This is a genomic window from Thermus thermophilus (assembly GCF_019974155.1).
Taxonomy (GTDB): Bacteria; Deinococcota; Deinococci; order Deinococcales; family Thermaceae; genus Thermus; species Thermus thermophilus_C.
In genome coordinates, this window is the sequence record NZ_AP025158.1 from 1,539,675 (window position 1) to 1,562,488 (window position 22,814).

General features: G+C 70.9%; 17 protein-coding genes and 1 pseudogene. 6 read left to right on the plus strand and 12 right to left on the minus strand.

From position 1 onward, the window contains the following. Window positions 1-4: 4 nt before the first annotated feature. Window positions 5-8,022, minus strand: a pseudogene (locus TthTMY_RS11885) (translocation/assembly module TamB domain-containing protein). 59 nt (window positions 8,023-8,081) lie between these two features. Between TthTMY_RS11885 and TthTMY_RS08270 the strand changes: the two are divergent. Then, the gene (locus TthTMY_RS08270; RefSeq protein WP_096410920.1) at window positions 8,082-8,348 is read left to right on the plus strand and encodes an acylphosphatase; all 267 of its coding nucleotides are present in this window, start codon (window positions 8,082-8,084) and stop codon (window positions 8,346-8,348) included. Here TthTMY_RS08270 and hflX read toward each other — a convergent pair. Beyond that, complete coding sequence (hflX, locus tag TthTMY_RS08275) at window positions 8,336-9,988, minus strand: GTPase HflX (RefSeq protein WP_172844632.1); 1,653 nt, start codon at window positions 9,986-9,988, stop codon at window positions 8,336-8,338. The genes TthTMY_RS08270 and hflX overlap by 13 nt on opposite strands. Window positions 9,989-10,020: 32 nt before the next feature. On the opposite strand from hflX, the gene TthTMY_RS08280 reads away from it, so the two are divergent. Then, window positions 10,021-10,566 (plus strand): YdcF family protein, encoded by a 546-nt coding sequence (locus TthTMY_RS08280; RefSeq protein ID WP_096410921.1) that lies wholly within the window; start codon window positions 10,021-10,023, stop codon window positions 10,564-10,566. Here the strand turns inward: TthTMY_RS08280 and TthTMY_RS08285 are convergent. The 3 genes from TthTMY_RS08285 to TthTMY_RS08295 are packed head-to-tail and all read right to left on the minus strand — an operon-like array spanning window position 10,527 to window position 12,491. Then, window positions 10,527-10,979, minus strand: coding sequence for a DivIVA domain-containing protein (locus TthTMY_RS08285; RefSeq protein ID WP_096410922.1), 453 nt, complete (start codon window positions 10,977-10,979; stop codon window positions 10,527-10,529). The two genes, TthTMY_RS08280 and TthTMY_RS08285, sit on opposite strands and share 40 nt — an antisense overlap. Window positions 10,980-10,987: 8 nt before the next feature. After that, window positions 10,988-11,623, minus strand: a complete 636-nt coding sequence (locus TthTMY_RS08290) for a YggS family pyridoxal phosphate-dependent enzyme (protein WP_096410923.1) — start codon at window positions 11,621-11,623, stop codon at window positions 10,988-10,990. Window positions 11,624-11,672: 49 nt separating this feature from the next. Beyond that, complete coding sequence (locus tag TthTMY_RS08295; protein ID WP_418952556.1) at window positions 11,673-12,491, minus strand: purine-nucleoside phosphorylase; 819 nt, start codon at window positions 12,489-12,491, stop codon at window positions 11,673-11,675. A gap of 54 nt (window positions 12,492-12,545) precedes the next feature. Here TthTMY_RS08295 and TthTMY_RS08300 point away from each other — a divergent pair, with 54 nt between their 5' ends. Together TthTMY_RS08300 and TthTMY_RS08305 are read left to right on the plus strand one after the other, a co-directional pair. Continuing rightward, the gene (locus TthTMY_RS08300; RefSeq protein ID WP_223903180.1) at window positions 12,546-15,011 is read left to right on the plus strand and encodes a BamA/OMP85 family outer membrane protein; all 2,466 of its coding nucleotides are present in this window, start codon (window positions 12,546-12,548) and stop codon (window positions 15,009-15,011) included. Window positions 15,012-15,044: 33 nt separating this feature from the next. Further along, on the plus strand, window positions 15,045-15,353 hold the full coding sequence (locus TthTMY_RS08305; RefSeq protein ID WP_011172646.1) for a DUF503 domain-containing protein: 309 nt from the start codon (window positions 15,045-15,047) through the stop codon (window positions 15,351-15,353). Window positions 15,354-15,363: 10 nt separating this feature from the next. Here the strand turns inward: TthTMY_RS08305 and TthTMY_RS08310 are convergent, their stop codons facing one another. Further along, window positions 15,364-16,554: a thiolase family protein gene (locus TthTMY_RS08310; protein WP_096410924.1), complete on the minus strand. Its 1,191-nt coding sequence runs from the start codon at window positions 16,552-16,554 to the stop codon at window positions 15,364-15,366. 52 nt (window positions 16,555-16,606) lie between these two features. Here TthTMY_RS08310 and fumC point away from each other — a divergent pair, with 52 nt between their 5' ends. Further along, complete coding sequence (fumC, locus tag TthTMY_RS08315; RefSeq protein ID WP_096410925.1) at window positions 16,607-18,007, plus strand: class II fumarate hydratase; 1,401 nt, start codon at window positions 16,607-16,609, stop codon at window positions 18,005-18,007. 74 nt (window positions 18,008-18,081) lie between these two features. Next, a complete protein-coding gene (locus TthTMY_RS08320; protein WP_096410926.1) occupies window positions 18,082-18,696 on the plus strand; it encodes a superoxide dismutase in 615 nt (204 codons plus the stop codon). A gap of 26 nt (window positions 18,697-18,722) precedes the next feature. Here the strand turns inward: TthTMY_RS08320 and mqnB are convergent, their stop codons facing one another. The 6 genes from mqnB to infC form a co-directional block, all read right to left on the minus strand. After that, window positions 18,723-19,388 carry a futalosine hydrolase gene (gene mqnB / locus TthTMY_RS08325; protein ID WP_223903181.1) on the minus strand — a complete coding sequence of 222 codons (666 nt, stop codon included), beginning with the start codon at window positions 19,386-19,388 and terminating at the stop codon, window positions 18,723-18,725. Then, on the minus strand, window positions 19,388-21,049 hold the full coding sequence (locus TthTMY_RS08330) for a glycerol-3-phosphate acyltransferase (protein ID WP_223903182.1): 1,662 nt from the start codon (window positions 21,047-21,049) through the stop codon (window positions 19,388-19,390). The genes mqnB and TthTMY_RS08330 overlap by 1 nt, the downstream gene beginning before the upstream one ends. After that, entirely contained in the window at window positions 21,046-21,516 is a 471-nt protein-coding gene (locus TthTMY_RS08335) for a COG2426 family protein (protein WP_096410928.1), read from the minus strand. The genes TthTMY_RS08330 and TthTMY_RS08335 overlap by 4 nt, the downstream gene beginning before the upstream one ends. Before the next feature lie 42 nt (window positions 21,517-21,558). Further along, window positions 21,559-21,915, minus strand: a complete 357-nt coding sequence (gene rplT / locus TthTMY_RS08340; protein WP_011172639.1) for a 50S ribosomal protein L20 — start codon at window positions 21,913-21,915, stop codon at window positions 21,559-21,561. A gap of 11 nt (window positions 21,916-21,926) precedes the next feature. Continuing rightward, window positions 21,927-22,124 carry a 50S ribosomal protein L35 gene (gene rpmI, locus TthTMY_RS08345; RefSeq protein ID WP_096410929.1) on the minus strand — a complete coding sequence of 66 codons (198 nt, stop codon included), beginning with the start codon at window positions 22,122-22,124 and terminating at the stop codon, window positions 21,927-21,929. A gap of 88 nt (window positions 22,125-22,212) precedes the next feature. Continuing rightward, a complete protein-coding gene (gene infC / locus TthTMY_RS08350; protein ID WP_096410930.1) occupies window positions 22,213-22,728 on the minus strand; it encodes a translation initiation factor IF-3 in 516 nt (171 codons plus the stop codon). Between the last annotated feature and the right edge of the window lie 86 nt (window positions 22,729-22,814).

Sequence of the window (22,814 nt, forward strand, 5' to 3'; positions counted from 1 at the left end):
CATGCTACCACCGGTAGGCCGCGCCCACGCTGAAGCGGGTGTCCTCCCCCGTCTCCAGGGTGAGGGTCAGGGAGAGGGCGTCGGTGAGGTCGTAGCCCAGGCCGAAGGCCAGGCGGGAAAGGAGCCCCTGCCCGAAGGCGGAGGAGAGGGTGAAGGTGATCCCGTCCGCCCGGTACTCGGCGGCGAAGGTCTGCTCCCCCCGAAGGTCCACCCGGTACCCCAGGAAGAGCTCCGGGGTCAGGTACTTGCCCACGGAGAAGCGGGTCTCCTCCAGGCTCCCCCCCTGGATGGCGGGCACCTCCACCTGGAACCGGTCCAGCCCCAAGGTCCGGGAGAGCTCCCGCTCCAGCTGGCCTAGGACCAGGTTCTCCAGCGCCGCCCCCAGGGCCACCTGGGGGAAGACCTCCCCCAGGCGGCTCACGTCCGGGGTGCCGAGGGCGAGGAGGGCGTAGATCTCCACCTGGGAAAGCGGGGGGGTGGAGGAGAAGGTGGGCTCCAGCCGCACCTTGACGCGGCCGTTCTCCCGGAGGAACTCCCCGTCCACCCCAAGGCCCACCTGGTACCCCCGGACCTCCGCCCGGGCCGCGAGGGCGAACCGGGGCAGGATCCCCCGGTCGGGGCTGAAGTAGAGGCGGCTTTGCCCTGGCTCCAGGGAGAAGAGGGCGTCCCAAAGGCGAAAGCTCCCCCAAAGAGGCCAGACCTCCCCGGAGAGGTAGGGGTCCCCGTAGGTGCCCCCGAGGTAAAGGTCCCCGGCGAGCTCCCCCTGGGCCAGGCTCTCCTGCACCAGGACCCCCCGTTCCGCGTAGAGGTGGACCCGGTCAAAGACGAGGGGGACCTTGGCCCCACCCCCTTCCTGGGCCGCCACCCCCTCTTGCCCCAGGCGGCGCACCGCCTCCTCGGGGAGGGCGAGCCGGGCCCGCACCACCTGGGCCTCCCCGGTGAGGTGGTAGGTGCCGCCTTCCTCGTAGAGGAAGAAGCCCTTCACGTCCAGGAGGCCCTCTTGCAGGTAGTACTGGGGGTAGTAGAGGGGAAGCTTGCCGTAGCCCGCGAGGCGCAAGGGGAAGAGGGTGCCCTGGGCCAGGGCCTCCCCCAGGCGGATCTCCACCCCGTAGGTGGGGTAGCGGAGGGCCACCTCCGCGGGAGTGTCCTCTTTGAGGCCAGGAAGGGAGACCACGCCCTTCGCCGTGACCCGGAAATCGCTCAGGCTGCCCTCGAGGCCGAGCCGCGCCCGGCCCGGGAAGGGGGCCGAAAGGCGGAGCTCCCCTTCCGCCCTCGCCCCCCCGTTCAGGGAAAGGAGGCCCTCGGGCAGGTAACCCGCCACGGGCCCCAGGCGGAAGCGGAAGTCCCGGAAGTCCACCTGGAAGCCCTCGTCCTTAAGGCGCAGGACCAGGGTCCCCGAGCCCTCGGGCCTATAGGGCTTGAGGGCGGGCACCACCTGGAGGACGGGGGTGAAGACCGTGTCCCGCAGGGCGAGGTAGAGGTCGCTCCCCTCGGGGCTCCAGTAGCCCTGCCCCTCCCAGGTGCCCTTGCCCGTGAGGCGGAGGGCCTCCACCAGGAGGCGGCCCCCCTCGAGGCGGAAGGCCGCCCGGCCCTTGAGCTCGTCCCCACCCCCGACGAAGCGGAGGCTTTCCCCCACCAGCACCCCCTCTCCCCGCAAGGGATCCCCGAGGGGAAGCCGCAGGCGCAAAACCCCCGTCCAGTAGGCCTCCCCCTCCAAGGGCCCCGCCACCGCGGCGAGGAGGAGGTGGAGGGGGAAGGCGCGGGGCGCGGCGAAGAGGTCCAGCCTTCCCCCCTCCAGGTCCACCCGGAAGGCCGTCTCCCCAAGGCGACCCTCCCCCCGGGCAAGCCCCGCCCCCAGTTCCCCGGAGAAGCGGAAGGGGAGAGCGGTCCCCGCCACCTCCACCCGCCCCGAGAGGGCACCCCGGGCCTCCAAGCCCTCCAGCCGAAGCCTCCCCGAAACCCTCCCCCGGAGGTGGGGGGCGTACCGGGCCACAAAGTCCTCCAAAGCGGCCTCCTCCAGGACGAGCTCCCCGCGCAAGGGAAGGAGCCTCCCCTCCACGAGGACCCGGCCGCCTCTGGCCTCCAAGGCCCCCTCCACCCCGTAGCCCTCCCCGCCCACCCGGCCCCGGAAGCGGCCCTCCAGGGGGGGGAGGGGGAGGTCCACCCGGAGGTCCCCGCCCGCCGGGTAGGTGAGCCGCCCCGAGGCGTAGGGCCCCTCCGCCTCGAGGACCGCCTCCAGGAGGCGTCCCGTGAGGGTGAGGCGCTGGGGCCCGGCGGCGTAAGCGAGCCGGTAGGCCCCCGAGAGGTCCACCTCCCCCTCCAGCCTCCCCTCCCCCGCCGCCCACCAGGGGTAGGCGGGGTGGCTCCCCGAGACGGCCACCCGGTCTCCCTTCCCCTCGAGGGCCAGGGTGAAGCCGTTGACGCCTAGGACGAACCTCCCCTCCACCTTCCCCCCGGCGTAGCGCAAGGCCCCTTCCCCTTCCGGGCTCGTGAGGGCGAGGGAGAGGTCCTTTAGGTCCACCTCCCCCTCCAGGGGAAGGCCGAGGCCCGGGACGCGGTAGGCGAGGAAGAGCCTTCCTCCCTCCCCCCAGGCCTCCACCCCTTCCGGGACCAGCCGGGAAAGGAGCCGCGCCCTGCCCCCAGCCTCCCGCGCCCCAAGGTCCAGCCAAAGCCCCTCCACCTGAAGCCTGGGCCAGAGGAGGCGCACCGCCTCCCCCAAGACCTCCCCCTCAAGCTCCGGGACCCCCTGCCCCGAGAGGGCCACCCACCCCTCCCGGAAGGCGAGCCTCCCCGTCCAGGCCCCCTTCCAGGCCACCTCCCCCTCGAGGTCCCCGGAGAGGGCGAGGCGGAGCCCCTCGGCGCCGAACCTCCCCGAAACCCGGGCCTCGCGGCCGAAGGCGGCAAGCCGCCCCGACCCCGAAACCTCCCCCCAGGCCCCCTCTACCCGCCCAAAGAGGGCAAGGGGCCCGTGGCGGAACCCCTCCAGGACCAGGGCCACCCCTTCCGGCCCCACCTCCCCCCTCACCCCTTCCCCGGAAAGGCCCACCCGGAACCCGGGAAGCCCCTCCAAGGCCAAGGCCACCTCCCCGTAGCGGTACGTCCCGGAAAGCCAGGCCCCGGGGTAGACGCCCTCCGCGTTAAGCTCGCCAAGGCCCAAAGGAAGCGCCCCGGCGTACCGGTAGGCGAGGCGGAAGGGATGGAGGTCAAGCCGCCCCGCCAGGGGTAGGCCCTCCCCTTCCAGGTCCAGGCCTAGCCCCCGCCCCGAAAGCCGCACCTCCCCATAAGGGGTGGAAAGCCGCCCCTCCCCCGCGACCTCCCCCAGGTACCCCTCGGGCGCGGCGTACCGGTAGCCTCCCGCAAAGGCCAGCCCCCCGTAGGCGAGCCTTCCCGAGGCCTCCAGGGCGAGGCCGGAACAGGCCCCCAAGGGGGCGGGGAGGCAGAACCTCCCCGTCCACGCCCCTTTCCAGTCCCCCTCCCCCTGGAGGAGGAAGCGCCCCTCCCCCAGGTCCACCTCGCCCCTAAGGCCCCCCCCGGGAAGGGGGTAGCGGAGGGCAAGCCGCCCCGAAAGCCCTTCCCCGTACCGGGCCTCCCCGAAGAGGTGGGGGCCGGCGAAGCGGAGGGAAAGCCCCTCCGTCCAAAGCGCCTCCAGCCGCTCCCCGTAGGCCTCCCCCTGAAGCTCGGCCCGGAGGGGCCGAAGCCAAGCCTGCCCCGAAAGCCTCCCCTCCTTCCCCTCCAAGGTGAGGGCGATGGGGGCCTCCAAAGGCCCCTCCCCCCGGGCCTTCAGGCGCAGGGGAAGCCCGAAGGGGGTGAGGTCCCGGTCCACCTCCAGGGCGAGCCGTCCCCCCTCCAGGGCAAGCCCCACTCCCTCCGCCTCCGCCCGGAGGACGAGGCCTTCGGGGTCCGGGGCCCCGCCCCGGTGGCGGTAGGTGAAGCGGAAGGGAACCTCCGCCCCCTCGCCCCGAAGGACCCCGCCCCCCTCGAGGTCCAGCCGGGGCAGGTTCCCCTGGAAGCGGGCCGAGGCCGTGAGGCGGGCCTTGCCCAAGGCCCGGGTGAAGGCGGCCTCCCCCTCCAGGGCGAGGCCCGAAAGCCGGGCCTCGGCCTCAAGCCCCTCCCCCACGAGCCGCAAGCGCAACGGCCCGGCCCCCTCCCCCTCCAGGCGGAGGCCCGGGCCAACGGCGGAAAACCCACCCCGGTACCCCTCGGGGCCGTAGGCCAGGTCCGCCCGCACCTCTAGACCCAGGACCTCCCCCTCGCCCCGGAGGGCGAGGGCAAGCCCCTCCCCGTAGGCCGCCCTGAGGGCCAGGGGCGCCTCCCAGGAAAGCTCCGCCCTAAGCCCCTCTCCCCGGAGGCGCAAGGGGCCCTCCTGCTCCAGGTAGACCAGGCTCCGCAACCACCCCTCTCCCCGGTAGCGGGCCCCTTGCCAGCGGAGGGCGAGCTCCCCTTCCGCATAGGGGGAGGCATGGTGCAAGACCCCCTTCCCCTCGAGGGCGGCCAGGTCCAGGCGGGCCTCGGCCCAGGTGGTCCCCAGGCCCTCCGGGGCGAAGCGGGCCTCCAGGGCCACCTCCCTCCAGGGCCCCGCGAAGGAGAGCTCCAGGCCCCGGTAGCCTAGCCGCCCCGAAACCTCCTCCCCCAAGCGGAGCCTCCCCTCCCCGGAAAGCCCCAGGAGGCCCTTAAAGTCCCCTCCCCGCCAGTCCCAGGAAAGCCCCGCCTCCCGTCCCGGGAGGAGGAGGGTGAGGGTCGTGCCCCGGTAGCGGGCCACGAGGGGCTCCCCAAGGAGGCGAAGCCTGGCCTCCCCCTCGCCCTCCCCCGAGAGGGCGAGCCTTCCCCGCGCCTCCCCGGCGAGGGGGAGGCCGAAGGCCTGGGCCAGGGGGGCCACCTCGGCAAGGGCGAGGCGCACCGTCCCCTCCTCCAGGGCCACCTCCCCCCCGGCGTAGCGGACCTCGAGGAAAACCCCTTCCCCAACCCCCCCCCGGAAGGCGAAGGGAAGCTCCCCGTAGACCCCCTCCCCCGCGCCCTCCAGGCGGAGCCCCTCCCCCCGGAAGCTTCCCCGCACCTCCCCCGCCTTCCCGAGGAAGGCGAAGGGAAGCCGGAAACTCCCCCTGTACCCCGCCCCCTCCCCCTCGAGGGCAAGGGGACCCTGGAGCCGGTAGCGGACCCCGTCCGCCACCTCCACCTCCCCCCGGAAGGGCAAAGGCTCCAGGTAGGGCACCCGGGCCTCCCCCGCAAGCCGGAAGCGGAGGGCCCCCCAAGGGCCTCCCCCTCCCCCTCCCCCTCCACGGCCACCCCGCCCGCCCGGTAGCGGCCGGAAAAGCGCAAGGAAAGCCCCTCCGGAAGGACCTCCCCTTCCCCCTCCAGGTAGGGGCCTTCCAGGAAGAGGCGGGCCCGGAGGAGGGCCGTCCCCTCCAGGACCGCCTGGCCGTAAGGGGTCTCCACCCGAAGCCTCCCCCCCTCGAGGCCCCACTCCCCCCAAAGCCTTGCGGGAAGCCCGAAGGGGGCGAGGTCGTACCCCCGGGCGGCAAGGCTTAGGGCAAGGCCCTCCCCGTACCCCCCGGCGAGGACAAGGCCCGGCGCCTCTCCCCTAAAGCGCAAGGCCTTTCCCTTCCCGGAAAGCTCCAGGACGAGACCCGCCCGGGGGAAGGCGGCCTCGCCCCGGTAGGCGAGGGCGAAGAGGTCCGCCTCCCCCTTAAGGGTCCAGGGGCCGAGGGCCGGGAGGTCCCCCGACCCCTCCAAGGCAAGCGCCCGCCAGGCCCCCGCGCCCCGAAGGGCGCCGAAGGGGGTGGAGAGGGCCACCGACCCCCCTTCCAGGTCCCCCTGGGCCCAAAGCCGCCCCTCCACCCCCCGGTAGCGGAAGGGGAGGTCCAAAAGGAAGGGGTAGCGCCCGGAAAGCTCCACCCGCCCCGCCCCGGCCAGCTCCAGGGCCTCCCGGGTGAGCCGGAAGGCGAGGGGCGGGGTGGCAAGCCCCTCGGGCCAAGGGGGGTGGATGCGGCCGGAAAGGAGGAGCCCCGGGTAAACCTCCCCCTCCCCCTCCACGGGGCCGGAGAGGGCAAGGAGAAGCCGCCCCCCCTCCCCCCAAAGCCTCCCCCGAAGCCCCAAGGGGCCCTCCAAGGAGGCCCACCCCGAGAACCCCTCCCCGTAGGCCAGGTCCGCCCGGAGCCGGAACCCCCCAAGCGCCGCCTCCCCCACAAGCCTCAGGGCCTCCCGGTAGGTGAGGCGTAGCCCCCCGGCGCGGAGGCGCAAACCCTCCTCGAGGTCGTAGGCCCCGGAAAGGGGAAGGCTTCCCAGCGGGGTGGAAAGCCGCCCCTCCAGGTCCGCCCCCAAGCCCCTGAGCCGGGCCCGGGCCTCGAGGGCGCGCCCCTCCAGGCGCAAGGCCCCGGAAAGCGCCCCCTCCCGGTAGACCGCCTCCCCGTAAAGGCGGGCCTCTTCCAGAAGGCGGAGGGGAAGCCCCTCAAGCCTCAGGGCGAAAACGCCCCCCCGGTAGCTCCCCTCCCCGTAGGGGCTTTCCAGGAAAAAGGCCCCCTCCCCCTGCCGCACCCGGACCGGAAAGGCGGCGTAGGGAGAAGTGTAGCGGAGGTCGGCGAGAAGCCGCCCGCCCTCAAGCCGCCCCTCCCCCTCCACCTGCCCCACGAGGAGGGGCGTGGGCCGGAGGCGGAGGGCGAGGTCATCCCAGGTCCCGGAGAAGGTCAGGGGGCCCACCCGGCCGGAAACCCTCTCCCCCTCCCCCACCACCTCCCCGGAGAGGTCCAAGGGGGGGAAGAGGGGAAGGCGGGCCCCTGGGCCCTCCACGACCACCCGGTAGCGGCTCCCCTCCCCCCGAAAGCGCACCGCGGCGAGGCCCTCTAGGGGCCTGGGCCAGGCCGCCCGCCCCTCCCCCTCGTACCGCTCCCCCTCCCCAAAGAGGGCGAGGGCGCTTCCCAGGCTGTCCCGGTAACGGGCCCGGTAGCGGCCGCCTTCAAGCCCCGCCTCCAGGATGTAGGTGCGGTCAAAAAGCCGGCCCTCCACCCGCGCCTCTAGGGCGAAGACCTCGCGGAAGGAGAGGGTGCCCTGGTGGCGGAAGGGCTCCCCCAAAAGCCTTCCCTCCCCTTGGAAGGCCCCCTGGAGGCGCAGGGCCTCCCACCCCTCCCCCTCCAGGACGAGGCGGCCGTCCCCCTCCACGGGCAGGGCAAGGCCGTAGTGGAGGGCGAGGGCCCTCAGGCTCGGCCTTCCCTCCACAAGGAAGCGGTAGCGGGGGGCCCCGAGGTCCACCTCCGCGGTGGCCGCCACAGGCCCCTCGAGGCCCCGCCCCCGGAGGCGGGCCTCCACCCGGCCCTCCTTCAAGACGATCTCCCCCTGTATGGCGGTGAGGAGGAAGCCCCCCACCTCCACCGCCCCCTCCCGCACCTCGGCCTCCCCAAAGACCCCTTGGGGCCCAAGCCGCAAGGCGCCGGAAAGCCTCCCCCCTTTAAGCCCCTCGTAGAAGAAGGAAAGCCCCCGCACCTCCCCGGCGAAGCCCACCTCCCAGGCGGCGAGGTCCGGGGAGAGGGCCTTGGCCTCCCCCTGGAAGCTCCCCCCGGGGAGCCGGGCCAGGAAGCGGTAAGGGTTCTCCCCGAGGAGGGTGAGGCGGAGGGGAGGGAGGAAGAGGCGCTCCCCTCGGGGAAGCTCCACGGCCACGTCCTCGAGGCGGAGGCTCCGGAAGAGGAGCCGGAAGGCGGGGGGCGGGCCTCCCCCCTCGGGCACCAGGGCCTCCCAGGTGGGGCGCACCACGGCCTTCCTGAGGCTCAAGGAAAGGGGGAGCTCCCGCCGGAAAAGGCCCAGGAGGTCGTAGGCGAGGTCCACCTCCTCCGCCTCTAGGGCGAGGCCCTGGCCCTCCAGGCGCACCCCCTTCAGGCGCAGGCCCAGAAGCAGGTGCCCCCGCACCTCCCGCACCTCCCCCCGGAAGCCCAGGAGGGGAAGCCCGCCCTCCACCGCCCCCTTAAGCAGGGGCGGAAAGGCGAGGAGGAGGGCGAAAGCCAAAAGCCCGAGGGAAAGACCCCACCCCCACCGCATCCCCTTCAGGATAGGAGGCGGGGATGAAAACCGGGTGGCAACCCCGGTAGAATGCCCCCATGCCGCGCCTCGTGGCCTTGGTGCAGGGAAGGGTGCAAGGGGTGGGGTACCGGGCCTTCGCCCAGAAGAAGGCCCTGGAGCTCGGCCTTTCCGGCTACGCCGAGAACCTCCCGGACGGCCGGGTGGAGGTGGTGGCCGAAGGCCCCAAGGAGGCCCTGGAGCTCTTCCTCCACCACCTCAGGCAAGGCCCCCGCCTCGCCCGGGTGGAGGCGGTGGAGGTCCAGTGGGGGGAGGAGGCGGGGCTAAAGGGCTTTCACGTGTACTGAGCCCAGGCCTGGGGACGGACCCCAAGGTCCAGCAGGGCCCGGGCGAGGGCCTCCTTGAGTTCCTTAAGCCCCGTCCCCTTGAGGGCGGACACGGGGACGCCTCCCAAGCGCTCCCCCAAAAAGAAGAGGTCGTAGGGGGCCGCCCGGTCCGCCTTGTTGAGGGCGAGGACCACGGGGGCCTCCACCCCGAGGTCCAAAAGCAGGTCCCGCACCACCCGGTGCCGCTCCAGCGCCCCCTCCTCCGAGGCGTCCAGGACGTGAACCAGGACGTCCGCCTCCCTCACCTCCTCCAGGGTCGCCCGGAAGGCGGTGAGGAGCTCCTCCGGCATGTGGCGGATGAAGCCCACGGTGTCGGTGAAGAGGACCTCCCCCACCCCGGGGAGGAAGCCCCTGCGGGTGAGGGGGCGCAAGGTGGCGAAGAGCTTGTCCTCCCCCTCCTCCCCGGCGCGGGTCAGGGCGCGGAGGAGGGTGGTCTTGCCGGCATTGGTGTAGCCCACCACCGCCACCAAGGGCACGCCCCGCCGCTTCCGCTTCTGCCTCGCCTCCTGGCGGCGGAGGGCGTAGTCCTGGAGCTTACGGGAGAGGTGGGCGATCCGGTCCTGGAGGCGGCGCCGGTCCACCTCCAGCTTCGTCTCCCCGGGGCCCCGGGTCCCGATCCCGCCCCCGAGGCGGCTCATCTCCTTCCCCTTCCCCACGAGCCGGGGGAGGAGGTAACGGAGCTGGGCCAGCTCCACCTGGGCCTGGGCCTCGGGGGTCTTGGCGTGGAGGGCGAAGATGTCCAGGATGAGCTGGGTCCGGTCCAGGACCTTGAGGCCCGTGACCCGCTCAATCTCCCGGGCCTGGGCCGGGGTGAGGTCCACGCCGAAGATGAGGGTAGAGGCGTTCTCGTGGTAGGCCAGGCTCTTGAGCTCCTCCAGCTTGCCGAGGCCCACCAGGTACCGCGGGTCCAGGCTCTTGCGGAAGACCAGGATCTGCTTCACCGGCACGCCCCCCGCGGTCCGGGTCAGCTCGGCGAGCTCCCGCAAGACCGCCTCCGCCTCCGGGCCTTCCCCCGTGTCCACCCCCACCAGGAGGGCCCGCTCCCCGCTCCCGTCCCGGACCTCGAGGACCCGGGCCTGGCGGGAAAGCTCCTCCTCCAGGGCCATGACCTCGCCCCAGAGGTCCAGGTCCAGGTACTGGTGGAAGGGCTTGGGGGGCAGGATCCGCCAGTCCTCCTCCAGGGCCCTGGGCGGCGAGAGGAAGGCGAGGTGCAAAAGGCCCGGGCGCCCGTCCGCCTCCACCTCCAAGGCGGCCAGGTTGTCCAACCGCCTGAGGAAGAGGACGGAGAGGTCGGGCCGGGAAAGCCCCCCGGGGCCCAGGTGGGTGTGGAGGAGGCGGTAGCCGGAAAGCCGCCTCTCGCTCCACCCCTCCTCGGGGAAGGGAACGTCCTTGGCGTCCCCCACGGCCACCCGCACCACCCGCCCCTCCCGGTCCAGGACGAGGCTCAAGGGCCTCCCCACCTCGGCGGAGAGGGCCGCCAGGGTGTGGGCGAGCTCCGGGGTGAGGACCCGGTCCTTGGGGAGGCGCCTCCGGTACAGGTTGGAAATCCGCTTCAGTTCGCTCTTCTTGAGCCCTTGCGTGCGCCCGAAAACCTTATCCAATCTGCCCCCATTATAGCAGGAAGGCCGGTAAGATGGGGCGGGTGGTCTTCTGGCTTCTCCTCCTCGCCCTCCTTTCGGCCTACGCCCAGGAGACCTACGACTGGATCGTGGTCCTAGGGGCGGCCCAGTACGGGGGCAGGCCCTCCCCCGCCCTGGAGCGCCGCCTCCAGGCCGCCCTCCACCTCTTCCAGGAAGGCCGGGGGCGGAGGATCGCCGTGGCCGGGGGCAAGGCCCCGGAGGACCTCTACAGCGAGGGGGAGGTGGGCTGCCGCTACCTCGTGGCCCGGGGCGTGCCCGAAGAGGCCCTTTTCTGCGAGACCCGAAGCCGGAGCACCTACGAGAACCTCCTCTTCCTCAAACCCCACCTGGAGGGGCGCCTCCTCCTCGTCACCGACGCCCCCCACCTCCCCCGGGCCCTCTTCCTGGCCCGGCTTTTGGGCCTGGAGGCCGAGGGGTACCCCGTGCCCGGGAACTACCCCCTGGGCTACTGGGCCAAGGAGGCCCTTTACCGCCTCTGGCTCTACCTGGGCCTAAGGCCTCAGGGCGTCTTCTCCAGCCGCTTCAACGCCTCCAGATAGCCCTCAAAGAGGGCCCTCACCTGGCCGAGGAAGAGGGCCTTCTCCTGGCGGGCCCGCTCAATCTCCGCCCGGAGGCGCTTGAGCTCCACGGCGGCCTCCTGGAGGAGCCTTTCCTTGGCGGCCTGGGCCTCCTTGCGCAAGAGCTCCGCCTCCCGCTCCGCTTGGGCCTTGAGCTCCCGGGCGATCCGTTCGGCGGCCACCACCGCCCGCTTGAGCTCCCCTTCCGCCTCCTTGAGGCGGGCGTTCTCCTCCTCCAGGGCCCGAAGGCGCTCCTTCAGGGCCTCGTTCTCCTGGATGAGGGCCTCCATGGCCTCGGCGACCCGGGCCAGGTACTCCCGCACCGCCCCCCGGTGGTAGCCGCGAAAGGCCCTGGGGAACTCCTGGTAGCGTACGTCCAAGGGCGAAAGGTCCATGAACGCCCCTAGTCTACAAAAAGGGCCCGGCCCACGCGCACCAAGGTGGCCCCCTCCTCCACGGCCCACTCGTAATCGTCGGACATGCCCATGGAGCGCTCGGGCAGGCCATACCGGTCGGCAAGCTGGGAAAGCCTGCGGAAGATGGGGCGGACCACCGCCTCGGGACCGATGGGGGGCACGGTCATGAGGCCCAGGACCTCGAGGTGGGGCATCTCCCGGAGGCGGGGGAGGAGTTCCGGGAGCTCCTCCTCCAAGACCCCGTGCTTCTGCGGCTCCCGGCCCAGGTTCACCTCCACCAGGACCTTAAGCCGGACCCCCGCCTTCTCCCCCACCTTCTCCAAGGCCTCCGCCAGGCGCAGGGAGTCCAGGGAGTGGACGAGGGCGAAGCGGGGGGCGAACTTGGCCTTGTTGCGTTGCAGGTGGCCGACGAGGTGCCACTCCGCCTGGAGGAGGTCCATCTTCTTCAGGGCCTCCTGGACCCGGCTCTCCCCCAGGGGAAAGGCCCCGTAAGCCAGGACCTTCTCCCGGATCTCCTCCACCGAGCGCCCCTTGGTCACCGCCACGAGGCGGACCTCCTCGGGCCTGCGCCCCGCGCGGCGGCAGGCTTGCGCGATGCGCTCCAGAACCTGGGGAAGCCCCATGCGCCCCTCACCTCCCGCGCCCCACCTGGAAGCCCGGCGCCGCGCGGCCTCAGAGCTCGGCGAGGATCCCCCGGACATACCGGCGGAAGACGGGGCCCGTCTCTGCGGCCACGCGCAGGACCTCCTCCTCCGTGGCGTGGTGCTCCCGTTCGGGCACGGCCATGTCGGTGATGGTGGATAGCCCCAGGACCCGGGCCCCCAGGTGGCGGAGGGCGATGACCTCGGGCACGGTGGACATGCCGATGGCGTCCGCCCCGAGCTCCCGCAGAAGCTTAAGCTCCGCGCGGCTGGCGAAGCTCGGCCCCATGAACCAGGCGTAGACCCCCTCAAAGAGGTGGAGGTCCTGCCTGCGCGCCACCTTGCGGGCGAGCGCTATGAGTTCCGGGTCGTAGGCCTCAAACATCACGGGGAAGCGGGGGCCCAGGCGCTCGTCGTTCGGGCCCCTTAGGGGGTTCGCCCCGGCGAAGTTGATGTAGTCCAGGTGGAGCATGATCCCGCCCGCCCGGAAGCGGGGGTTGAGCCCCCCGGCGGCGGAGGTGAGGAGGAAGGTCCTGGCCCCGAGGAAGAAGCCCACCCGCACGGGGAAGACCACCTCCTCGGCGGAGTAGCCCTCGTAGTAGTGGACCCGGCCCTTGTAGACCAAAACGGGCTTGCCCTCGAGGCGCCCCAGGATGAGCCTCCCGGCGTGCCCCGGGGCGGTGGAGACGGGGAAGTGGGGGATCTCCCCGTAGGGGATCTCCGCCACCTTCTCCACCTCGTCGGCCAAGGGGCCGAGCCCCGAGCCCAAAACCAGGCCCACCTCGGGGACGAAGTCCGTCTTGGAGCGGACGTAGGCCACAGCCTCCTGGATCTTGTCGTAGAGCTCCATAGCCGGCATTTTACTCTCACCCAGGCTTCACGGCCTTTGGGTAAGCTTCCGGCCATGAAGCGGCTTCTCGCCCTGGGCCTACTGGCCCTTACGGCCCTCGCGGCCCCCCTGCGGGAGATCGTGGTGGAGGGGGCGGACCCCGTCCTCCAGGCCCTGGCCCGGGCCGCCCTCCCCTTCGGGGTGGGGGAGGAGCCCCAGGACCTGGAGGCCGCAAGGCGGGCCATCCTGGAAACGGGATACTTCCGGGACGTCCGGCTTGCCCTGGAGGGGGACGTCCTCAAGATCCTCCTCGTCCCCAACCCCCCCATCGCCGCGGTCCGGGTGGAGACCGAGGCCTTCCCCGAGGAGCGGCTCCTCACCTTCCTGGAGCAGAACTTCGCCATCGGCAAGGGGGCGACCTACAACCCCGTCCGCGCCCAAGAGGCCGCGGAGGCCCTGGCCCGGGCCTACCGGCAGGCGGGCTTCCCCTTCACCCCCAAGGTGGCGGTGGAGGCCAAGGAGGACAAGGAGGGGATCGCCCTCACCTTCCGGGTGGAGGAGCGCCCGGAGGTGAAGGCGGTGCGCCTCCTGGGGGTAAGCCTTCTTCCCGAGGAGGAGCTCCGCAAGGGCCTCGAGGCCCTCAAGGGAAGCTTTGACTTCGCCAAGTACCAGGAGGCCCTGAGGGCCATCGCCAGGCGGTACGAGGAGGCGGGCTACCGCTTTAGCGGCCCCGACCTCGAGGCCTCCACCCTGGAGGAGGGCGTCCTCACCGTGCGGGTGCGGGAGCTCAAGGTGGCCCGGGTGGAGGGGGAGGGGCTTCCCCTGGAGGACTTCCCCCTGAAGCCGAAAGACCCCTTGAACTACCCCAAGCTCCTGGAGGGGATCCAAGACCTCTCCCGGAAGCTCTCCCGCGTGGTGAACTTCACCCTCCTCCCCCAGGGGGACGAGGTGGTGGTGCGCTTGGAGCTCGGCCCGGAGGGGGGGAGGATTGAAGGGGTGGAGGTCTCGGGGAACACCGCCCTTCCCACCGAGGCCCTCCTCGGCCTCCTCCGCCTCAAGCCCGGGGAGGTCTACACCCCCGCCCTCGCCCAGGAGGACACGGCCCGCGTGGCCGAGCGCTACCGGGAGGAGGGCTACGAGGTGGCGGACGTCCGCTACAGCTTCCAGGACGGGGTCTACCGCCTGGAGGTGGTGGAGCTGAAGATCGGGGGGTACCGCCTGGAGTGGCAGGGAGGCCACCGCACCCGGGACGAGGTCGTCCTGCGGGAGCTGCCCAAGCCGGGAAGCCTCCTGAACGTCCAGGAGCTCAGGAAGGCCATCGCCCGCCTCATGGCCACGGGGCTTCTCGCCGAGCCGCCCCGCGTCTCCCTCGCCCCCGGGGAGAGGCCGGACGAGGCCGTGGTGGTCCTGGGCCTCAAGGAGGCGCGGACCGGCCTCTTCCAGCCCGCCATCGGCTGGAGCTCCCTGGAGGGATGGTCGGGGAGCCTCTCCTTCAAGGAGACCAACCTCTTCGGCCTGGCCCACCAGGTGAGCCTGGACCTCGCCTTCGTACAGAACGAGGCCCGGGACAACCTTTCCCTCTCCTTGGGCTACGCCATCCCCTGGCTTTACCTGGACTACCTGGACCTCAAGGAGGTGCGCACGAGCCTTTCCCTAAGCGCCTTCTCCACCCCCATCGGCAACAACAAGCTCCTCCAGGGGACCACGGACACCGGCTGGGAGTACACGGAGAGGCGCACCGGGGCGGCCTTCAGCCTCTCCCGCCCCTTTTCCAAGGACCTGGAGAACCTAAGGCTCACCCTCGGCCTCTCCGCCCGCCGCTCCACCTACGCCCTGGAGGTCTACGACCCGAACGCCCCCTGCGATCCGAGCGTGAGCGACACCGCCAACCCCAAGTACTGCGACGGCACCGGCTACAAGGACCCCTCCCTGGCCCAAAGCCTCCTCCCCACCCCCGGCTGGACCGTCCGCCTGGACACCACCTTGGGCTACCTGGACGTGGACGACCCCCGCTTCCGCACCCAAGGCTACGAGGCGAGCCTCGCCACCGGCCTCGGCCTCTCCCTGCCGGACGCGGGCGGGCGGAGCTTCTTCGTCCCCCTGGTGGCCACGGGCAAGACCTACCTGCCCCTGGACGCGGAAAAGCGCCAGGCCCTCGCCTTCCGTCTCTCCGCGGGGACCCTTTTGGGCTACCCGCCGGAAAGCGAGCGCTTCTACCTCTCCGGAGGCGGCTCCGAGGCCCTCCTCCTCAGGGGCTACGAGGACCGGAAGTACGGCGGCCTCTCCTTCGCCACCGCGAGCGTGGAGTACCGCTACGACTTCCGCCTCTCCCCCCAAGGGGGCACCAACCTCTACGGCATCGTCTTCGCCGACCTTGGCCTCGCCGACAACACCGGGGGGGTGAAGTGGGGCGCGGGGATCGGGGTCCAGCTGGATCTGGACGTCTTCGGGGCCCTCCTCCCCTCCCTGCGGCTGGACTACGCCTTCAGCCCCGAAAGCCCCACGGGGCGGATCCACTTCCGCATCGGGCCCATGTTCTAAGGGGCCTCGAGGGGCATACTGGTCTTAAGGGCCATGAAGGCCTACCTCGGCCTTTACACCGCCAGGCTGGAGACCCCGGCCCGGAGCCTCAAGGAAAAGCGGGCCCTCATCAAGCCGGCCCTGGAAAGGCTCAAGGCCCGCTTCCCCGTTTCCGCGGCAAGGCTTTACGGCCTGGACGCCTGGGGCTACGAGGTCGTGGGCTTCACCCTCCTCGGCAACGACCCCGCCTGGGTGGAGGAGACGATGCGGGCCGCGGCCCGCTTCCTGGCGGAGGCGGGGGGGTTTCAGGTGGCCCTGGAGGAGTTCCGCCTCGAGGCCTTTGAGCTGGACGGGCTCCTCTAGGGGCGCCCCGCTACACCGCCTCCACCGCAAAGGCCACCGAGCCCCCGGTCCCGTGGCAGATGGCGGCAAGGCCCCGTTCCTCCCCCTTCGCCCGCAAGGCGTTGAGGAGCGTGACCAGGATCCTCGCCCCGCTCGCCCCGATGGGGTGGCCCAGGGCCACCGCCCCTCCGAAGACGTTGAGCCGCTCGTAGGGGACGTCCAGAAGGCGGCTGAAGAGGACGTTGTTCAGGGCGAAGGCCTCGTTGTTCTCAAAGAGGCCGAAGTCGGAAACCCGCATCCCCAGACGGTCCAAGAGCCTTTTGGCCGCGGGGATAGGGGCCTCGGGGAAGCGCCAGGGCTCCCCGGCGGCCCAGGCCCCTCCGAGGACCTTGGCGATGGGCTTCAGGCCGTGGGCCTTGACCGCCTCCTCGGAGGCGAGGAGGAGGGCCGCCGCCCCGTCGGAGATCTGGCTGGAGTTCCCCGCCGTGAGGACCCCGTCCTTCTTGAAGGCGGGCCTGAGGGCGGCGAGGGACTCCGGGGTGGTCTCAGGCCGGATCCCCTCGTCCCGGTCCACCACCACCGGGCCCTTCTTCCCTTGAACCTCCATGGGGGCGATCTCCCAGGCAAAGAGGCCCTGCGCCGTGGCCTCCGCCGCCCTCTTGTGGGAAAGGTAGGCGGCCTCGTCCACTTCCTGCCGCGTCACCCCGTGGTCCTGGGCGAGCCTTTCCGCCTGCTCCCCCATGGCCTCCCCGGTGAAGGGGTCGGAAAGCCCGTCCCGCAGGAGGACATCCTGGAGGTTTTCCGGAGCGCCCAGGAGGAACTTGTACCCCCACCGCGCCCGGTGGGAGAGGTAGAAGCCCGCCTGGCTCATGGACTCCATCCCCCCGGCGAGGACGAGGTGGGCCTCCCCGGTGCGGAGGAACTGGACGGCGTTGAGCGCCGCCATCATCCCCGAGGCGCAGACCATGTCCACCTGGTACCCGTCCACCTCCTTGGGAATGCCCGCCTTCAGGGCCGCCTGCCGGGGGAGGAGCTGCCCGTGCCCGGCCCTGAGGACGTTGCCGAAGACGTAGAGGTCCAAGGCCTTTCCCTCCACCCCCGCCCGGGCCAAAGCCTCCCGCATGGCGTGGGCGCCGAGGTCCACGGGGCTTACGTCTTTGAAGACCCCCCCGAACTTGCCGATGGGGGTCCTCACCGCGGCGACAACGTACACCTCGCGCATGCCCCCATCATACGCCGAACCTTGGGGGTAGAATCCCCTTGGGAGGTGCCCTATGGAATACCGGATTGAGCGGGACACCATGGGCGAGGTGCGGGTGCCGGCGGACAAGTACTGGGGCGCGCAGACCCAGCGCTCCCTGGAGAACTTCAGGATCGGGACCGACCGCTTCCGCATGCCCCTGGAGATCATCCGGGCCTACGGGATGCTGAAGAAGGCGGCCGCGAGAGCCAATCTGGAGCTCGGGGAGCTCCCCGAGGAGATCGCCAAGGCCATCATCCAGGCGGCGGAGGAGGTGGTCCAGGGGAAGTGGGACGACCACTTCCCCCTGGTGGTCTTCCAGACGGGAAGCGGCACCCAGACCAACATGAACGTGAACGAGGTCATCGCCAACCGGGCCTCGGAGATCCTGGGGAAGCCCCTGGGCTCTAAGTACGTCCACCCCAACGACCACGTGAACCGGGGGCAGAGCTCCAACGACACCTTCCCCACCGCCATGTACGTGGCCGTGGCCCTGGCGCTCCACCAGAGGCTCTATCCCGCGGTGGAAGGCCTGATCCGGACCCTTACGGCCAAGGCCCAGGCCTTTGACCACATCGTCAAGGTGGGGCGGACCCACCTGATGGACGCCGTGCCCATCACCCTCGGACAGGAGATCGGCAGCTGGGCCGCCCAGCTCAAGACCACCCTCGCCGCCGTCAAGGAGATGGAAAAGGGCCTCTACAACCTCGCCATCGGCGGAACGGCGGTGGGCACGGGCTTAAACGCCCACCCCCGCTTTGGAGAACTCGTGGCCAAGTACCTCGCGGAGGAGACGGGGCTCCCCTTCCGGGTGGCGGAGAACCGCTTCGCCGCCCTGGCCGCCCACGACGAGCTGGTCAACGTCATGGGGGCCCTCCGCACCCTGGCCGGGGCCCTGATGAAGATCGGCAACGATGTTCGCTGGCTCGCCTCCGGCCCCTACGCGGGCATCGGGGAGATCACCATCCCCGCCAACGAGCCCGGGTCCTCCATCATGCCCGGGAAGGTGAACCCCACCCAGGTGGAGGCCCTCACCATGGTGGTGGTCCGGGTCTACGGCAACGACCACACCGTGGCCTTCGCGGGAAGCCAGGGGAACTTCCAGCTCAACGTCTACAAGCCGGTGATGGCCTACAGCACCCTGGAGAGCATCAACCTCCTCGCGGACGCCGTGGCCTCCTTTGACGCCCATCTGGCCCAGGGGATTGAGCCCAACCTGGAGCGCATTGAGGAGCACCTGCAGAAAAACCCCATGCTGGCCACCGCCCTCAACAAGGCCATCGGCTACGACAAGGCGGCGGAGATCGTCAAGAAGGCCCTCAGGGAGAAGAAGACCCTGAAGCAGGCGGCCCTCGAGCTCGGCTACCTCACGGAGGAGGAGTTTGACCGCATCGTGGTCCCCATGAGGCTCGCCAAGCCCCACGAGGGGGCGTAGGCGGCGCGGGGCTTTGTGAGAAAGGCCACCCCCAGGGGGGTGGCCTCCTTTATAGTGGGAGGCGGAGGTGAAGTATGCCGTACCCGTTCAAGCTTCCGGAGCTAGGCTACCCCTACGAGGCCCTCGAGCCCCACATTGACGCCCAGACCATGGAGATCCACCACCAGAAGCACCACGGGGCCTACGTGGCGAACCTCAACGCCGCCCTGGAGAAGTACCCCTACCTCCACGGGGTGGAGGTGGAGGTCCTCCTGAGGCACCTCGCCGCCCTCCCCGCGGACATCCAAACCGCCGTGCGCAACAACGGCGGCGGCCACCTGAACCACAGCCTCTTCTGGAAGCTCCTCACCCCAGGGGGCGCCAAGGAGCCCGTGGGGGAGCTGAAGAAGGCCATTGACCAGGAGTTCGGGGGCTTCCAGGCCCTCAAGGAAAAGCTCACCCAGGCGGCCATGGGCCGGTTCGGCTCGGGCTGGGCCTGGCTCGTGAAGGACCCCTTCGGCAAGCTCCACGTCCTCTCCACCCCCAACCAGGACAACCCGGTGATGGAGGGCTTCACCCCCATCGTGGGCATTGACGTCTGGGAGCACGCCTACTACCTCAAGTACCAGAACCGCCGCGCCGACTACCTCCAGGCCATCTGGAACGTCCTCAACTGGGACGTGGCCGAGGAGTTCTTCCAGAAGGCCTGATCCCCATGGCCTTCGGCCGGGGGGGCCTACGGGCCCCCCCCTTCTTCGGCGATAAGCCGCCCCACCGCCCAAGCTAGGGCAGAAAGGGCTTCCTTGGTGCGCCAACGGGCCTTGTCCCGCACCCCGGCGGGGTTGGAGAGGGCCCTAAGCTCTGCCCCCCTCACCCCCAGGGCCAGGCAGGCCCGGGCGAAGGCCGCCCCCTCCATGTTCTCCAGGGAGGCCCCCCACCGCCGGGCCAGGGCCAGGGCCTCCTCGAGGGTCTCCGAGACCAGGTCCCGGGTGAGGCCCACGGCCACCTTCAGGCCAAGCCCCCGGGCGAGCTCCCCGGTGAGGCCGGGGTCTAAGGGAAAGCGGTTGAAGTAGCGCCTTTCCCCAAGGACCAAGGCGGGAAAGCCCAAAGGCGCTAGCCCCTCCTTGAGGCCCAGATCCGCCTCCACCTCCTCCCCCACCAAGACCGCCTCTCCCAGAGGAGGCCCCCCGGGGTAGGCCCCGGCGAGGCCAAAGAGGAGGGCCTTTTCCACGGGGTTGCGGGCGGCGTAGGCCGCAAGGGCCATGGCGGCGTTCACCTTGCCGATTCCCGTCTCCAGGTAGACGAAGCCCTTTCCCTTAAGGCCCCGCCAGGCCAAATAGGCGAAGGGCTCCCCTTTGAGGAAGGGGGCCTCGAGGCGGGTGGGGGAAAGGAGGAGCCACACTACTCCACCACCTTAAACCCCAAGGCCTCGGCCCGCTCCACGAAGAACTGGATGTTCTCCGCCCTGACCTCCCCGCCGAGGCTTTTCCGGTCAAAGGCCTCCTCCGCCGCCAGGATCATGGTCTCGGCAAGGCAGGCGGGGACCTGGTCGGGGGCGCCGAAGTGGAGGTCCAGGGTGGCCCTCGCCTCCCCGGGAAGCCGCACCACCCCCCCGGGGATCACCCTTACCCCCGGCACCTCCCTGACGGAGGGGTGGACGTCGGGGGGGACGCCCTCGTCGTAGATCCAGGCCCCGGGCTTCACGTGCTCGGGGTAGATCACGGGGTTGGGGTCGCTGGTGGCGGTGAAGACGAGGTCCGCCTCCCGGATGGCGGCGACCTCCGTGGTGGCCAGGATCTCGGGGGCCTCCCCCTTTCTTTCCAGGTTCTTCCTGAGGCTTTCCGCCGCCCGCTCAAGCCTTTCCAGGTCCCGCCCCACCAGGATGAGCCGCCCCACCAAGGGGGCGATCTGCCGGGCGATGCCGAAGGCCACCACCCCGTTCGCCCCCACCACGGCCGCCGTGACGGCCTTCAGGTCCTTGCCGCTTTGGGCGAAGTGGGCGAGGATCCTGGGGATGGCCGCGCGGACGGTGCCCGCGGTGTAGGCCCCGCCGTTCGTCACCTCAATGCCCGGCACGGCCTCCTGCACCCTCTTCCCCTTCTCCCCCACCACGCTCCAGAAGGCCCCGAGGCCCACCACCGTGGCCCCGAGCTCCTGAGCAAGCCGCGCCCCCTGGATGGCCCGCCGCACGGCGAGCTCCGGCTTGGCCTTGATCTGGTGGGGAAGGAGGGGGGCGGAGAGGAGGTGGCATAGGACCTCCCGCCCGTCCGCCGTCCGCACCCCCCGCACCTCCCCCACCTTCATGGGGCGGAAGCGCTCGGCGAGGCGCTCTATCCACTCCTGCTTAAGGAGGCCCAGGCGCACCAGGGGCCTGAGCCAGCGGAAGCGGGGGCTCTGCCAGAAGTCCTCCACGGTGAGGGGGTGGATGAGGAAGGCGCAGACCACCTGCTTCTCCGAGGGGAGGGGCAGGGGCTCGCCGAGCCTGGGCTCCGTGCCCTCGAGGATCCGCCCCAGGTTCTCCTTGTAGCGCCAGAGGGCGAGGAGAAGAAGGGCAAAGGCGAGGAACTTTTCCCCAAGGCCAAACCCCCCGAAGAGCACCACCCCCAAAAGCCCCAGGGGAAGCCCCAAGGCGGCCAAGGAGGCGTAGCCGGTGAGGGCGTAGAGGACGAGGCCCAAGGCCACGGGGACGAGGCCTAAGGCGGGGGGAAGGGGAAGGCCGGAGAGGATCCCGAGGAGGACCCCCGCCCCCTTGGCCCTTAGGGGCCAGGGGTCCCGGAAGAAAAGGGGGTAGAGGTGGCCCAGGTAGACCGCCACCCCCAAGGCGAGAAGCCCGGCAAAGTCCAGCCCCAAGGCCCGCCCCAGGAGGAGAGGCAGGTAGCCCTTGAGGAAGTCCAGGAGGAAGGAGAGGAGGAGAAGGCCCAGGCCCAGGCGCCTCAGGGCGCTTTCCAGGCCCAGGGTGTAGGGGCTTGCCGTGCGCAGGTCCACCCCGCGCCGCCTGGCGAGCCAATACCCCAAAGGCAACGCCCCCACGAGGTAGGCGAGGGGAAGGAGAAGCGCGGTCATCGCAGGTAGTTTAGCCCGTACACCGTCCCCCCCGTGAGGAGGAGGACGAGGAGGCCCGCCGCCAAGACCCCCAAGGAGATGGCGAGAAGGGCGTAGCGCCGTTTAAGCCCGAGGACCACGGCGAGCACCGCCCCGCTCCAGGCCCCGGTCCCCGGCAGGGGCACGGCCACGAAGAGGAAGAGGCCCAAGGCCCCCAGGCGCTGGACCTGCTCCTCGCCCCTCAGGCGCACCCGGGCCTCGAGGGCCCGCCACGCCCGGGCGAAAAGGGGCACCCGGGTGGCGACCCCCACCGCCCAGGGCAGGAGCCAAAGGGCCAGGGGCACCACGAGGAGGTTCCCCAAGAGGGCCCAAAGGAAGCTCTGCCAAGGGGAAAGGCCCAGGGCCACCCCTAGGGGAATCGCCCCCCTGAGCTCCACCACCGGGAGGGCCGCCACCAGAAGGACGTAGACCTCAGGAGGGACGGGCATAAGAGGGAGGCGCCGGGGCTCCCCGGCGCCTCTAAGGGCCTTTTAGCCCTGGGCGGCCTTGGCCCGCTCCACCAGCTCGGCGAAGACCTGGGGCTCCCGCACCGCGAGGTCCGCCAGGTTCTTCCGGTCCACCTCAATCCCCGCCTTCTTCAGCCCGTGGATGAAGGTGGAGTAGTTAAGCCCGTGCTGGCGGCAAGCGGCGTTGATGCGCACGATCCAGAGCCTGCGGAAGTCCCGCTTCCTACGCTTGCGGTGGGCGTAGGCGTAGTTCCCCGCGGCGAACAGGGTCTCCCGGGCCTTGCGGAAGCTCTTGGAGCGCAGGCCCCAGTACCCCTTGGCCAGCTTCAGGATCTTCTTGTGCTTCCTGCGGCGGACGACACCGGTCTTGGCGCGCGGCATCCTCTACCCCCTTACGCGTAGGGGAGGAGGAGCTTGATCCGCTCCGCCTCCGGCTTGGCCAGGACGAACTTCCGCCCCTTCTGGCGGATCTCCTTCCCGGACTTCTGCCAGTTGAGGTGCCGCTTCCCCGTCTTCATGGCCACCACCTTGCCCGAAGCGGTGATCTTGACCCGCTTCTTGGCGCCCTTGTGGGTCTTCATCTTCGGCATAGCGCTCCTCCGCCCTGGGAAGCGCCCCTGGCGGGGTCTTGGGTGCTCCCCAAAGCCTTCCCACTATACCAAAGGGGGGGCACCCGGTCTAGGCCGACACCTTGGCCGGGGCCAGGAGCATGTTCATGTCCCGGCCGAGGATCTCGGGCTTCATCTCCACCACGGCGAGGTCCTTGAGGTCCTCGGCCACGCGGTTGAGAATCCTTTCCCCGAACTCGGGGTGGGCCATCTCCCGTCCCCGGAACATGATGGTCACCTTGACCTTGTGGCCCTCCTGCAGGAAGCGCTTGATATGGCCCAGCTTGGTCTGATAGTCGTGCTCGTCTATCTTGACCCGGAACTTGATGGACTTGACCTCGGTGCGCTTGGCCTTCTTCCGGGCCTCCTTCTCCGCCACCTGCTGCTCGTAGCGCCACTTGGAGTAGTCCATGATCCGGGCCACGGGCGGATCGGCGTTGGGGCCCACCAGGACCAGGTCCAGGTCCATCTCCTGGGCCAAGCGCAGGGCCTCCCGGGTGTCCATGATGCCGAGCTGCTTGCCGTCGGGACCGATGACGCGAACCTGTTTGGCGCGTATGCGTTCGTTGGTCAGGTACTCCTTTATCTACATCACCTCCCAGCCCGCTCCGTTCCTCGGTCAAAGGGTTTGCGGGCTAAGGTGAAGTCTAGCAAGAAACCCCCTCGGCTACA